The following is a 13,636-nucleotide window of genomic DNA, read 5'->3' as shown; positions in this document are numbered from 1 at the left end:
ATCCATTTTTATAATTTCAATATGAATATGCATAATAAGCAGATGCATATCTTCTTTCGGCAGATGCTTATATCTACCACTGAAAAAAGTTTAAATTTTCGGAATTTAATGGTATTTACACATTATTTCATGGTAAACGTTCGTGTTTTGCAATCAATGCTCTGATTATATCAGACTATTTTCGACCTTGCTAGTCATTATTTAGATAAATGGAAAGGTACTGTCATAATGACGACATTTTTGTGAAATAACAGCGATGTACGAATTAATAGACTCGATTGATTGTGTAGCATATGATGCCAACCTTTCTTCGGTAAAAACTGTGGAATGACCACAGTTACTTGATAGCCCGTTTTCGCATATTGGTGTTCTACCTTATCAATAAATTTTTTTAAAGGTTGCGTAATGCTTCGATATGGCGAATAGTACGTAACGAGACGTATATCGGGTTGCCATGCCTTCCACTTCTCTTCAAAAGCTTTGGCATCAGCCTGATCAAATGCTACATAAAAGGCTATAATTTTTTCTACATTCAATGATTGCACATAATGCAGTGAATTTTCTACCACTTTCGTAATCCCCGCTACCGGTACAATAAAAACATTTCCATCTACTATCGGCAATGCTTCTCCATTTAGTCGTAGTTGCTCTCCGACTGCATTGTAATGTTGCTTAATGCGATGGAACATCCAAATAATCATTGGTAAAAAGATAAATACTGGCCATACTTGAGGTAATTTTGTAACAAAGAACATCATCGCCACTACAAAGGAAATGGCTGCACCTATTGTATTTATAACGAATTTCATCACCCAACCATTTGGCTTTTCACGCCACCATTTTCGCATCATTCCAGTCTGCGCTAATGTAAATGGTATAAAGACACCTACTGCATAAAGAGGAATTAAATGCTCTGTAGCACCATCGAACAACACAATAAGGACAATCGCTGCTAATCCGAGCATCATAATCCCGTTAGAATAGCCAAGGCGATCTCCACGAATTTGAAAAATTCTTGGTATAAAGCCGTCTCTTGATAAATTGACTGCGAGTAAAGGGAAGGCTGAATAACCCGTATTGGCAGCAAGCACTAAAATCATAGCTGTCGTACCTTGCACGATATAATAAAATACATTGCGTCCAACACTCGCTTCGGCAATTTGTGAGACAACCGTTGCCTGAGCGTTCGGTACAACTCCGTAGAAATAGGCTAAGCCCACAATACCAATAAACAGCACGGCTAATATACTCCCCATTGCTAATAGCGTTTTCGCTGCATTATTTGGTGCAGGGCTTTTAAAATTCGGGATAGCATTGGATATCGCTTCTACGCCCGTCAATGCCGAGCTTCCTGAAGCAAAAGCCTTTAATAATAAAAACAAACTAATGCCCGCAACTGGCGTCCCGATTTTTGGATGCAACTCAGCAGGAACTTGCCCCGTTGCGACGTTATAGATACCTATTCCAATAAGCATTAACATCACAACAACGAACAAATATACGGGATACGCTAAAACGGATGCTGATTCTGTAACACCACGTAAATTTAATAGTGTTAGGCAAATAACAAAAAACACTGCAATCGGTACATTATAAGCATGTAAACTTGGGAATGCTGAGGTAATAGCATCTGTCCCCGCAGAAACACTTACTGCAACCGTTAAAATATAATCAACGAGTAATGACCCACCCGCTACAAGACCTGCATTAACGCCTAAGTTTTCGCGGGACACTACATATGCTCCACCACCATGTGGATAGGCGAAAATAACTTGTCGATAGGATAACGTGAGTGCCACAAGTAGCACCACTACACCTGCTGCAATCGGTAACGAATACCAAAAGGCAACCGTACTTACTGTCATGAGCACAAGTAAAATTTGCTCTGGTCCGTATGCTACTGATGACAATGCATCAGATGATAATATAGCCAATGCCTTTGTTTTACTAAGCTTTTGTTCCCCTAATGCATCGGATCTCAATGGTTTACCGATAACATAACGTTTGAATGAGGATTTCATTTTTAACACCTTCTAGATTTTTAGAGTGTGTTTCGCCTTTCTAAATCAATTACACCTTTGCATAATCGCTCTTTCTAGCTACTGGGGCTTTGGGTGCCAAATGACAACAAAAAACGTCTACAAGTCATCACTAAATACGACTTGTAGACGTTGTAACGTCTGACAAGCTCCAACTTTTCTGCTCTTAACGCTTACGAGGTTAGCTGTCGGATTCGGGCCTGAGTAGCCCTACTCTTGTAAAGAGATTCACCCCAAGAATTGTAGAGACAATCCATCAAAATTGGGTCCCCCGCGTTTAGTTGCTTCAGCGATTTAGAAATTTGAAACTTTTATAATGATGTCATATTACGCCTGTATTAATAAAAAGTAAAGAACAGATTATACGGTTTTCGTAAATTTTTTCCTTATATGTAGAAGCCCATTACTGGTATACGTTTCGGATTATTTTTGCTGATTTCCATGGTTTTATCCGCGATTTAACTCATTTCAGCAGTGATTTCCCTTTGTTTTTTGGCAATGCTAAAAAAATTGAGCAAACTTCTTCACATTTTTCAGTTCTAGCTATAGAATAGTAGTATCATTATTTTCCTATAGGAAACTTTATTTCACTTACGATACTTTTTGAAACGAGGGAACAACATGGCCTATAAACCGATTAATAAGTCGGCAGCCGAAGCTGTTTTAGATGGCGACATAAAAGGCTGGCAACGGATTTTACCCTTTCTAGGTCCGGCATTTATTGCAGCGGTTGCCTATATAGATCCCGGCAACTTTGCCACAAATATTACGGCTGGCTCACAGTACGGTTATTTACTTCTTTGGGTTATTGCCTTTTCCAACTTAATGGCTGTACTAATTCAATCTTTATCAGCAAAACTTGGCATTGCAACAGGAAAGAATTTGCCGGAAATAGCAAGAGAGAACTTTTCTAAAAAAACTTCAATATTTTTATGGATACAGGCTGAACTTGTAATTATCGCAACTGATCTTGCAGAGTTTATCGGTGCTGCCCTCGGTCTATATTTATTATTTAACATCCCAATGCTACCAGCGGCACTAATTACGGCAGTCGGCTCATTCGCCATTTTAGAGCTACAACGCAGAGGTTTTAGAGCCTTCGAAGCTGGTATTTCTGGTATGGTGCTAATTGTAGTGCTCGCATTTGCGTTCCAGACATTTTTAGCCCAACCAAATTGGGGTGAAGTGACACTCGGAATGCTGACACCACATTTCGATGGAGTCGATTCCCTATTACTTGCAACAGGTATTTTAGGAGCTACTGTTATGCCGCATGCAATCTATTTACATTCTTCTTTAACACAAAATCGCGTTATTGGTCGTAATGATAATGAAAAACGACGTATTTTCCGTTTCGAGTTTATTGATATTGTAATTGCAATGATTATTGCCGGCGCGATTAATATGAGCATGCTGATTATTGCAGCAGCGGTGTTCCATACGCAAGGATTAGTAGTTGAGGATTTAGACATTGCCTATAACGGATTACGAGATGCACTTGGCCCTATGGCAGCCGTTTCTTTCGGCCTTGGTCTTCTTATTGCAGGACTTGCAAGTTCTTCAGTCGGTACACTAGCAGGAGATGTTGTCATGCAAGGCTTTATCCAGCGTAGAATTCCTCTCTATTTGCGCAGAGCCATTACAATGATTCCACCATTGGTCATTATTGCATCTGGCGTCAATGCAACCTATGCGCTTGTATTAAGCCAAGTCATCCTGTCATTCGGTATTGCCTTTGCGCTTATCCCGCTTGTGATGTTCACAAGTAAAAAGGACATTATGGGTAGCCTCGTCAATCACCGTATCACAACAATTCTTGGCTGGTGTGTCGTTGTCATCGTCGTAGCGTTAAATATTTACCTATTATGGGAAACGCTATTTGCTTAATAAAATAAAGATGAAATAATAGAAAAAGTGTTAAAGCGACTGCGTCACTTTAACACTTTTTGCTATGACAATTAGCTGTTACTGCGAGGTTCATTGTCAAATAGATGTGTACAACAAAAATAAAAACTGCCCTAACATTTAGGACAGTTCTCATTATTATTTTTCCACTTTTAAATCGCATTTTTGTAGTGGAATCATTTTTGTTTTATGTTTTATTTTATAGCCTAGCCACAGTATAACAAAGAGTGGGATACCAATATATGAAACAAGCACGCCATACCAGTCAATTGAATCACCCGTGAATGCTGTATAGTTTTGGCCAATGACAACAATCATACATACGGTGAAAGCAAAGAGCGGACCAAATGGATATAGCTTTGCCTTGTATGGTAGTAATTTCGGATCCAGCCCTTGTGCTTCAAACGCTCGACGGAAGCGATAATGGCTAAAGGCAATACCAAGCCATGCAATGAAGCCTGACATCCCAGAAGCGTTTAGAAGCCACATATAGACAACGCCATCACCAAAAAATGATGCTAAAAATGCTAGACAGCCTACTGCCAATGTAAGCAGTAATGCATAAATTGGAATGCCACGACGGCTTAATTTTGTGAAAATTTTAGGTGCATGTCCATCTACCGCTAATTGCCATAACATGCGGGATGATGCATATAAACCAGAGTTACCTGCAGACAACATTGCAGTTAAAATAATTGCATTCATTAATGAGGCAGCAAAAGCAATGCCTAAGCGATCGAATACTAATGTAAATGGAGATACCGCAATATCTTCAGATAATAAACGCGAATCCGTAAATGGAATCAACATCCCAATCGCCGCAATAGCTAAAATATAAAATAAAATAATACGCCAGAAGACAGATTTTACAGCCTTTGGAATATTCTTTCCAGGGTCATCCGTTTCTCCAGCAGTGATACCTAATAATTCTGTTCCTTGGAACGAGAAACCAGCTGCTAAAAATATACCGAATGTTGCAAGGAAGCCACCATGGAATGGACCATCACTTATAAAGAAATTCGTGAAACCAACCGGTGCTTGCCCTCCTAAAATCCCAAAAATCATCAATAGGCTGACGATAATAAAAACAATAACAGTCGCCACTTTTATCATGGCAAACCAATATTCACTTTCACCATAGCTTCTAACAGATAGTAAATTGAATGTTAGTACAATCACAATAAATACTACTGTCCATAGTGCAGAGGAGCTATCAGGAAACCAATATTTCATAATTAGCGAAACAGCTGCAATTTCTGCTGCAATTGTGATCGCCCAGTTATACCAGTAGTTCCAACCAAGGGCAAAGCCAAGTGCAGGATCTACGAATTTTGTTGCATACGTACTAAATGAACCCGATGACGGCATATAGGCTGCCATTTCGCCCAAGCTAGTCATTAAAAAGTACACCATTATACCGATTAATGCGTAAGCAAGTAGTGCACCACCTGGTCCAGCCTGTGCAATAGCGCCACCGCTTGCTAAAAATAGCCCAGTCCCAATTGTACCGCCTAATGAAATCATCGTAATATGACGGCTTTTTAATTCTTTTTTCAGCTTCGGTGCTTTATGGCCGAGCTGATTAACTTTTATCTCACTCACGTTAAAGCTTCCTTCCTTTTATAAGAGGCAAAAAAATGCCATCACATGAACGTTGTGATGGCTAAGTAAATCCTCTGTTTCTTCAAAATGATAGCGCAACACGTTGTCCAACGTGACAGTTCTGTTCCTTTCGGAGACAGCCCCAGCATGAGGTTTTCAAGTCCCCTCACACTTCGGCGATATTTCCTTTCAGCTAACATCTTTAATGCTTGTCATTTCCATTAGCGTACTCATAAATACCGCGACCTCTACCTCAATACAAACATGAGGCATATAATTATTAAATTTATGATGTCTCTTAGTTTAACATACGACCTTAGACATTTCAATAAAACCATTAATGTTCCGTATTTTATGAATTTTCTACTATTTTTAATAGTGTGATAAAGTGTTATAGTGGTTCGAATTATAATTGTTCTATCAGGGAGGTACAAGTTTTGACAACGAACGAACAATCTACTTATCCTAGCAAAAAGATTAACTGGAAGGGAACAACCCTACTGTTGGTCATCGGTGTAATTTTTCTAGCATCTACATTACGTATGCCCTTAACAGTTGTAGGTCCAATTATATCCTTTATACGTGAAGATCTTGGTATATCCAATGTACTTGCAGGCTTCCTTACAACGATACCATTACTTGCATTCGCAATAGTATCCCCTTTTGCACCAGTAGTTGCAAGAAAACTCGGACTTGAACTAACACTATTTTTATCAACAATTTTATTAGCAGTAGGAATTGTCCTGCGTTCACTTGGGACAACGGGATTACTCGTACTTGGTACAATGATTATTGGTGTCGCCATTTCATTCGGTAACGTCCTTATTCCAGGTCTACTAAAATTAAAATTTCCATATCATGTTGGCTTACTAATGGCGTTTTTTACAATGTCTATGAATTTAACAGCGGGAATCGGTGCTGGTATTAGCTATCCTATAGCGAATGCAGTACTGGGCTGGCAAGGTGCACTTGCTATTGCTCTAGCGCTAGTCATATTAACAATTGTGATTTGGTTACCCCAATTAAAGTTTAATAAACCTGAGCCAACTGTAGTCTCTACAAAAGCGCGTATACCATTGTGGAAATCACCAGTTACTTGGGCAGTTACTGGGGCAATGGGGCTACAATCGTTATTATTTTATACTACCGCAGCTTGGATTCCTGAAATTTATATTGCACAAGGCGTAGCCGCTGATCGTGCGGGTTGGATGTTTTCCATCATGCAAATCTCACAAGTGCCTATGGCATTAGTTGTGCCTATCATTGCTAGCAAAATGACATCTCAGCGTCCACTCGTTTTAATGTTTACAGCATTTTATGTCATCGGTTTTACAGGCGTTGTGATGGAATGGACTAGTCTTGCTGTGTTATGGATGATATTGCTTGGTTTAGCAGGTGGAGCTTCATTTGCACTTGCCATGATGTTCTTTACATTACGTACACGTACGGCTTTTGAGGCGGCAGATTTATCTGGCTTTGCACAATCATTAGGTTATTTATTAGCCGCAGTTGGTCCAATTTTATTTGGCTATTTACATGATTTATTTGGCGGCTGGGATATCGCTGGGTGGCTATTTGTTGCCGTTACAGCTCTACTCTTCTTCTGTTCATTTAGAGCTTCTAAAAATGAATATATCAATTAATAAGAGGCAGTTCATTTTCTACAATGAGCTGCCTCTTCATCATTAGTATGGGGGTTTTTGGTAAAAATAATTAGGTGTATGATAGACATTTACATACGGTTTATGGAAAATATGTGTCGTTGCAGGCGACAATGGTGGAATCAACCAAGTCCAGTTGCCTGTTAAATCGCGCCCTGCCTTGTGCTCTGCTTCTTCAAATAGCTTAAATTGCTGTGCTGCGGTATGATGATCAACAATACTTACGCCATCTTCTTTAAAGGAATGAAGAACAGCAATATTTAATTCTACTAGCGCACGATCACGCCAAAGAGATGCTTGCTTTGTTGTATCAAGATTAAAAATTTCTGCTATCTTCGGTAACATATCATAACGGTCATGATCAGCTAAATTCCGCGCCCCAATTTCTGTCCCCATATACCAGCCATTAAAGGGGGCTGCCTGAAAGTCAATACCCGCCATTTGAAAGCGCATGCTCGATATAATTGGCACCGCATACCACTTCATTCCTAGTTCTTCTACCTTAGGATGTTCAGGGTGACGAATCGCAACTTCTAATACATCACCACTTGGGATTGGAAACCATTGCGGTTTACGGCCATCTACTTGGATCACAAGTGGTAGCACATCAAATGCTGTTCTTGCTCCCTGCCAGCCAAGTGACTCGCACACTTTTGTAAATGGCACCGAATGGGAATCACCAATAATCCCTGCTTCTGTTTCATAACCTGCATAACGTATAAGCTGGTGATTCCATATTTTTACTCTATCAGAGGCAAATACCGTTATAGTCGGACGAATCTTACCGCCATTTGTTGCATATCGAATATGGTGAAGTAATTTCTCAAAAATAGCATGCTCATCTAAAACCTCACGAGCATCCTCAACATGAAGTGATTGCCAAAATAATCTCCCAATACATTTATTACTATTACGCCATGCTACTCTTGCGCCAAAAGTAAGCTCTTCCGTTGTAGGAATATATGCTCCCTCTGTGGCAACTTGCTGTAATCTATTTGTAAGCCATTGTTCCGACTCATTTTGTTCCAATTGATAAAGTGCTAAAAAACGTTGTATCTCTTGTAAATTCATATCGTTTTCCTCCATCTATCCCCATATTAGATGAACAGCATACAATTCACCACGAAAAAATCCGTAAGAAAACATACATCTTTTATATATGAAATACTTTGTTCAAATTTAAAACGGCAAATTAAAAGTTAGATGATTTACACAATACTTAATGCCTTAATGACAATAATTAAATGCTTAAAAAACAAAAAAAAGCATGTAGCAAAATTTGCTACATGCTTGATGACCCCTACGGGATTCGAACCCGTGTTACCGCCGTGAAAGGGCGGTGTCTTAACCGCTTGACCAAGGGGCCGTGGCTCCGAAGGCAGGACTCGAACCTGCGACAACCTGATTAACAGTCAGGTGCTACTACCAACTGAGCTACTTCGGAATAATTTTAAAATGGGCCTAAATGGACTCGAACCATCGACCTCACGCTTATCAGGCGTGCGCTCTAACCAGCTGAGCTATAGGCCCCTCTTGGAGCGGGTGATGAGAATCGAACTCACGACATCAGCTTGGAAGGCTGAGGTTTTACCATTAAACTACACCCGCAAAAATGATGGGTCAGGACGGAATCGAACCGCCGACACTTAGAGCTTCAATCTAATGCTCTACCAACTGAGCTACTGACCCGGAAAATGGAGGAGGTAGAGGGATTCGAACCCCCGCGCGGTGTTACCCGCCTGTCGGTTTTCAAGACCGATCCCTTCAGCCAGACTTGGGTATACCTCCGGAATGAAACAATTATGGTGGAGCCTAGCGGGATCGAACCGCTGACCTCCTGCGTGCAAGGCAGGCGCTCTCCCAGCTGAGCTAAGGCCCCATTTGTTAAAAAGATGGTCGGAATGACAGGATTCGAACCTACGACCCCTTGGTCCCAAACCAAGTGCTCTACCAAGCTGAGCTACATTCCGTTCATTTATTGGCGCGCCCGGCAGGAGTCGAACCCACAACCTTCTGATCCGTAGTCAGACGCTCTATCCAATTGAGCTACGGGCGCTAAATATTAAAAATGGTGCCGAGGGCCGGAATCGAACCGGCACGGTAGTCACCTACCGCAGGATTTTAAGTCCTGTGCGTCTGCCAGTTCCGCCACCCCGGCACATTTGGAGCGGAAGACGAGGTTCGAACTCGCGACCCCCACCTTGGCAAGGTGGTGTTCTACCACTGAACTACTTCCGCATGTGCATAAGATTATTTATCCTGGCAATTATAAATTTGAAATATAGATGATGCGGGTGAAGGGAGTCGAACCCCCACGCCTTGCGGCGCTAGATCCTAAGTCTAGTGCGTCTGCCAATTCCGCCACACCCGCAAATATGATGAGCCATGAAGGACTCGAACCTTCGACCCTCTGATTAAAAGTCAGATGCTCTACCAACTGAGCTAATGGCTCATATTAAGAAATAAATGGCTGGGGTACTAGGATTCGAACCTAGGCATGACGGAATCAAAATCCGTTGCCTTACCGCTTGGCTATACCCCAATATTTTATTATGGGGCGACTGATGGGAATCGAACCCACGAATGTCGGAACCACAATCCGATGCGTTAACCACTTCGCCACAACCGCCATATGTAATATAACAGTAGTCTAACCTAAAAAATTTGGCAGGGGCAGTAGGAATCGAACCCACACCAAAGGTTTTGGAGACCTCTATTCTACCGTTGAACTATGCCCCTATTGAATAAAGAGCTGGTGGAGGGGGACGGATTCGAACCGCCGAACCCTAAGGAGCGGATTTACAGTCCGCCGCGTTTAGCCACTTCGCTACCCCTCCAAGGGATGGTGCCGGCGATAGGAGTCGAACCCACGACCTACTGATTACAAGTCAGTTGCTCTACCAACTGAGCTACACCGGCACAAATAAGGACGGTCCCGACCGGGATCGAACCGGCGATCTCCTGCGTGACAGGCAGGCATGTTAACCGCTACACCACGGGACCTTAATTTTATTTGGTTGCGGAGACAGGATTTGAACCTGTGACCTTCGGGTTATGAGCCCGACGAGCTACCACTGCTCCACCCCGCGATAATAGTACTTTCATAATAAATAAATGGTGGAGGATGACGGGCTCGAACCGCCGACCCTCTGCTTGTAAGGCAGATGCTCTCCCAGCTGAGCTAATCCTCCACATAAAAAATAAGCGAAGCGACGTCCTACTCTCACAGGGGGAAGCCCCCAACTACCATCGGCGCTAAAGAGCTTAACTTCCGTGTTCGGTATGGGAACGGGTGTGACCTCTTTGCCATCATCACTTCACTTATTCAGTTGAAAGAACTCGTTCTCTCAAAACTGGATAAACGTTCATTGAATGTTTCAAACTTTTTGGTTAAGTCCTCGATCGATTAGTATTCGTCAGCTCCATGTGTCACCACACTTCCACCTCGAACCTATCTACCTCATCGTCTTTGAGGGATCTTACTTACTTGCGTAATGGGAAATCTCATCTTGAGGGGGGCTTCATGCTTAGATGCTTTCAGCACTTATCCCGTCCACACATAGCTACCCAGCGATGCCTTTGGCAAGACAACTGGTACACCAGCGGTGTGTCCATCCCGGTCCTCTCGTACTAAGGACAGCTCCTCTCAAATTTCCTACGCCCACGACGGATAGGGACCGAACTGTCTCACGACGTTCTGAACCCAGCTCGCGTACCGCTTTAATGGGCGAACAGCCCAACCCTTGGGACCGACTACAGCCCCAGGATGCGATGAGCCGACATCGAGGTGCCAAACCTCCCCGTCGATGTGGACTCTTGGGGGAGATAAGCCTGTTATCCCCGGGGTAGCTTTTATCCGTTGAGCGATGGCCCTTCCATGCGGAACCACCGGATCACTAAGCCCGTCTTTCGACCCTGCTCGACTTGTAGGTCTCGCAGTCAAGCTCCCTTGTGCCTTTACACTCTACGAATGATTTCCAACCATTCTGAGGGAACCTTTGGGCGCCTCCGTTACCTTTTAGGAGGCGACCGCCCCAGTCAAACTGTCCGCCTGACACTGTCTCCTGCCCCGCTAAGGGGCATGGGTTAGAATTTCAATACAACCAGGGTAGTATCCCACCGACGCCTCCTTCGAAGCTGGCGCTCCGAGATCTCTGGCTCCTACCTATCCTGTACAAGTTGTACCAAAATTCAATATCAGGCTACAGTAAAGCTCCACGGGGTCTTTCCGTCCTGTCGCGGGTAACCTGCATCTTCACAGGTACTATAATTTCACCGAGTCTCTCGTTGAGACAGTGCCCAGATCGTTACGCCTTTCGTGCGGGTCGGAACTTACCCGACAAGGAATTTCGCTACCTTAGGACCGTTATAGTTACGGCCGCCGTTTACTGGGGCTTCAATTCGCAGCTTCGCTTGCGCTAACCACTCCTCTTAACCTTCCAGCACCGGGCAGGCGTCAGCCCCTATACGTCACCTTACGGTTTTGCAGAGACCTGTGTTTTTGCTAAACAGTCGCCTGGGCCTATTCACTGCGGCTCTCATGCGCTTGCACGCTCAAGAGCACCCCTTCTCCCGAAGTTACGGGGTCATTTTGCCGAGTTCCTTAACGAGAGTTCTCTCGCACACCTTAGGATTCTCTCCTCGACTACCTGTGTCGGTTTGCGGTACGGGCACCTCTCACCTCGATAGAGGCTTTTCTTGGCAGTGTGAAATCAGGAACTTCGTCCATACGGACTCGCCATCACAGCTCAACGTTACAGTGTGCGGATTTGCCTACACACACGCCTTACTGCTTGGACGCGCACAACCAACGGCGCGCTTACCCTATCCTACTGCGTCCCCCCATTTCTCAAACGGTGAGGAGGTGGTACAGGAATATCAACCTGTTGTCCATCGCCTACGCCTATCGGCCTCGGCTTAGGTCCCGACTAACCCTGAGCGGACGAGCCTTCCTCAGGAAACCTTAGTCATACGGTGGACGGGATTCTCACCCGTCTTTCGCTACTCATACCGGCATTCTCACTTCTAAGCGCTCCACCAGTCCTTCCGGTCTGACTTCAACGCACTTAGAACGCTCTCCTACCACTGACATCGTAGATGTCAATCCACAGCTTCGGTGAATCGTTTAGCCCCGATACATTTTCGGCGCAGCGTCACTCGACCAGTGAGCTATTACGCACTCTTTAAATGATGGCTGCTTCTAAGCCAACATCCTGGTTGTCTGTGCAACGCCACATCCTTTTCCACTTAACGATTACTTTGGGACCTTAGCTGGTGGTCTGGGCTGTTTCCCTTTTGACTACGGATCTTATCACTCGCAGTCTGACTCCCGTGTATAAATATCTGGCATTCGGAGTTTGTCTGAATTCGGTAAACCGGGATGGCCCCCTAGTCCAAACAGTGCTCTACCTCCAGTATTCTCATCACGAGGCTAGCCCTAAAGCTATTTCGGAGAGAACCAGCTATCTCCAAGTTCGATTGGAATTTCTCCGCTACCCACACCTCATCCCCGCACTTTTCAACGTGCGTGGGTTCGGGCCTCCAGTAAGTGTTACCTCACCTTCACCCTGGACATGGGTAGATCACCTGGTTTCGGGTCTACGACCACGTACTAATTCGCCCTATTCAGACTCGCTTTCGCTGCGGCTCCGCCTTCTAAAGCTTAACCTCGCACGTAATCGTAACTCGCCGGTTCATTCTACAAAAGGCACGCTATCACCCATTAACGGGCTCTAACTACTTGTAGGCACACGGTTTCAGGATCTCTTTCACTCCCCTTCCGGGGTGCTTTTCACCTTTCCCTCACGGTACTGGTTCACTATCGGTCACTAGGTAGTATTTAGCCTTGGGAGATGGTCCTCCCGGATTCCGACGGAATTTCACGTGTTCCGCCGTACTCAGGATCCACTCTGGAGGGAACGAACTTTCGACTACAGGGCTTTTACCTGCTCTGGCGGACCTTTCCAAGTCGCTTCATCTAACTCATTCCTTTGTAACTCCGTATAGAGTGTCCTACAACCCCAAGAGGCAAGCCTCTTGGTTTGGGCTCTTCCCGTTTCGCTCGCCGCTACTCAGGGAATCGATTTTTCTTTCTCTTCCTCCAGGTACTTAGATGTTTCAGTTCCCTGGGTCTGCCTTCAAGACGCTATGTATTCACGTCAAGATACTACGCGATTAAACGTAGTGGGTTCCCCCATTCGGAAATCTCCGGATCAAAGCTCACTTACAGCTCCCCGAAGCATATCGGTGTTAGTGCCGTCCTTCTTCGGCTCCTAGTGCCAAGGCATTCGCCGTGCGCCCTTAATAACTTAACCTATCGACTTCCAACCCACTGCGCATTTCGTTGTCAGCTTCTCTCGTTCAATCAGTCACGTACGTAAGTACGCTCCTTCATTCACTCGTTCGCTTCCTAGAACTGCTTGTGTCTTG

Annotated in this window: 5 protein-coding genes, 21 tRNA genes, 2 rRNA genes and 2 riboswitches; of the genes, 2 read left to right on the top strand and 26 right to left on the bottom strand. The window is 44.0% G+C overall.

Annotated elements, in window-relative coordinates; genetic code table 11:
- Positions 1-197: 197 nt before the first annotated feature.
- Positions 198-2,021 carry an APC family permease gene (locus I5435_RS01175; RefSeq protein ID WP_024360833.1) on the bottom strand — a complete coding sequence of 608 codons (1,824 nt, stop codon included), beginning with the start codon at positions 2,019-2,021 and terminating at the stop codon, positions 198-200.
- A gap of 174 nt (positions 2,022-2,195) precedes the next feature.
- Positions 2,196-2,341, bottom strand: a riboswitch (cyclic di-AMP (ydaO/yuaA leader).
- A 319-nt stretch (positions 2,342-2,660) separates the two neighbouring features.
- Between I5435_RS01175 and I5435_RS01170 the strand changes: the two genes are divergently transcribed.
- A complete protein-coding gene (locus I5435_RS01170; RefSeq protein WP_025218391.1) occupies positions 2,661-3,926 on the top strand; it encodes an Nramp family divalent metal transporter in 1,266 nt (421 codons plus the stop codon).
- 156 nt (positions 3,927-4,082) lie between these two features.
- Here the strand turns inward: I5435_RS01170 and I5435_RS01165 are convergent, their stop codons facing one another.
- Positions 4,083-5,546, bottom strand: coding sequence for an amino acid permease (locus I5435_RS01165; protein WP_337983092.1), 1,464 nt, complete (start codon positions 5,544-5,546; stop codon positions 4,083-4,085).
- Between the two features lie 83 nt (positions 5,547-5,629).
- Positions 5,630-5,805, bottom strand: a riboswitch (Lysine riboswitch).
- Between the two features lie 178 nt (positions 5,806-5,983).
- On the opposite strand from I5435_RS01165, the gene I5435_RS01160 reads away from it, so the two are divergent.
- Complete coding sequence (locus tag I5435_RS01160; RefSeq protein WP_337983091.1) at positions 5,984-7,189, top strand: CynX/NimT family MFS transporter; 1,206 nt, start codon at positions 5,984-5,986, stop codon at positions 7,187-7,189.
- Between the two features lie 42 nt (positions 7,190-7,231).
- Here the strand turns inward: I5435_RS01160 and I5435_RS01155 are convergent, their stop codons facing one another.
- From I5435_RS01155 to I5435_RS01040, 24 genes are all read right to left on the bottom strand, one after another.
- A complete protein-coding gene (locus I5435_RS01155) occupies positions 7,232-8,278 on the bottom strand; it encodes a nitric oxide synthase oxygenase (RefSeq protein ID WP_337983090.1) in 1,047 nt (348 codons plus the stop codon).
- 223 nt (positions 8,279-8,501) lie between these two features.
- A tRNA-Glu gene (locus I5435_RS01150) sits at positions 8,502-8,573 on the bottom strand.
- Position 8,574: 1 nt separating this feature from the next.
- Positions 8,575-8,651, bottom strand: a tRNA-Asn gene (locus I5435_RS01145).
- A gap of 12 nt (positions 8,652-8,663) precedes the next feature.
- Positions 8,664-8,737, bottom strand: a tRNA-Ile gene (locus I5435_RS01140).
- 4 nt (positions 8,738-8,741) lie between these two features.
- Positions 8,742-8,815: transfer RNA gene (locus I5435_RS01135), tRNA-Gly, on the bottom strand.
- A gap of 8 nt (positions 8,816-8,823) precedes the next feature.
- A tRNA-Phe gene (locus tag I5435_RS01130) sits at positions 8,824-8,896 on the bottom strand.
- Positions 8,897-8,902: 6 nt separating this feature from the next.
- Positions 8,903-8,995 (bottom strand) — tRNA-Ser (locus I5435_RS01125).
- A 15-nt stretch (positions 8,996-9,010) separates the two neighbouring features.
- A tRNA-Ala gene (locus I5435_RS01120) sits at positions 9,011-9,086 on the bottom strand.
- A 14-nt stretch (positions 9,087-9,100) separates the two neighbouring features.
- A tRNA-Pro gene (locus tag I5435_RS01115) sits at positions 9,101-9,177 on the bottom strand.
- A gap of 9 nt (positions 9,178-9,186) precedes the next feature.
- A tRNA-Arg gene (locus I5435_RS01110) sits at positions 9,187-9,263 on the bottom strand.
- A 13-nt stretch (positions 9,264-9,276) separates the two neighbouring features.
- Positions 9,277-9,365: transfer RNA gene (locus I5435_RS01105), tRNA-Leu, on the bottom strand.
- Between the two features lie 5 nt (positions 9,366-9,370).
- Positions 9,371-9,445: transfer RNA gene (locus I5435_RS01100), tRNA-Gly, on the bottom strand.
- 51 nt (positions 9,446-9,496) lie between these two features.
- Positions 9,497-9,578, bottom strand: a tRNA-Leu gene (locus I5435_RS01095).
- An 8-nt stretch (positions 9,579-9,586) separates the two neighbouring features.
- Positions 9,587-9,659: transfer RNA gene (locus I5435_RS01090), tRNA-Lys, on the bottom strand.
- Positions 9,660-9,674: 15 nt separating this feature from the next.
- Positions 9,675-9,749, bottom strand: a tRNA-Gln gene (locus I5435_RS01085).
- A gap of 11 nt (positions 9,750-9,760) precedes the next feature.
- A tRNA-His gene (locus I5435_RS01080) sits at positions 9,761-9,836 on the bottom strand.
- Between the two features lie 36 nt (positions 9,837-9,872).
- Positions 9,873-9,946, bottom strand: a tRNA-Trp gene (locus I5435_RS01075).
- A gap of 14 nt (positions 9,947-9,960) precedes the next feature.
- Positions 9,961-10,044 (bottom strand) — tRNA-Tyr (locus I5435_RS01070).
- Between the two features lie 6 nt (positions 10,045-10,050).
- Positions 10,051-10,126: transfer RNA gene (locus I5435_RS01065), tRNA-Thr, on the bottom strand.
- 11 nt (positions 10,127-10,137) lie between these two features.
- A tRNA-Asp gene (locus tag I5435_RS01060) sits at positions 10,138-10,210 on the bottom strand.
- Between the two features lie 11 nt (positions 10,211-10,221).
- Positions 10,222-10,296, bottom strand: a tRNA-Met gene (locus I5435_RS01055).
- Between the two features lie 26 nt (positions 10,297-10,322).
- A tRNA-Val gene (locus tag I5435_RS01050) sits at positions 10,323-10,398 on the bottom strand.
- Between the two features lie 13 nt (positions 10,399-10,411).
- A 5S ribosomal RNA gene (rrf, locus tag I5435_RS01045) occupies positions 10,412-10,527 on the bottom strand.
- Between the two features lie 66 nt (positions 10,528-10,593).
- Positions 10,594-13,521: ribosomal RNA gene (locus tag I5435_RS01040) — 23S ribosomal RNA — on the bottom strand.
- Between the last annotated feature and the right edge of the window lie 115 nt (positions 13,522-13,636).

The organism is Lysinibacillus sp. C5.1, assembly GCF_016350185.1.
In the GTDB taxonomy this organism is placed as follows: Bacteria; Bacillota; Bacilli; order Bacillales_A; family Planococcaceae; genus Lysinibacillus; species Lysinibacillus sphaericus.
Note: the sequence above shows the minus strand (reverse complement) of the source record. Positions and strands in the feature narration are given on the sequence as shown.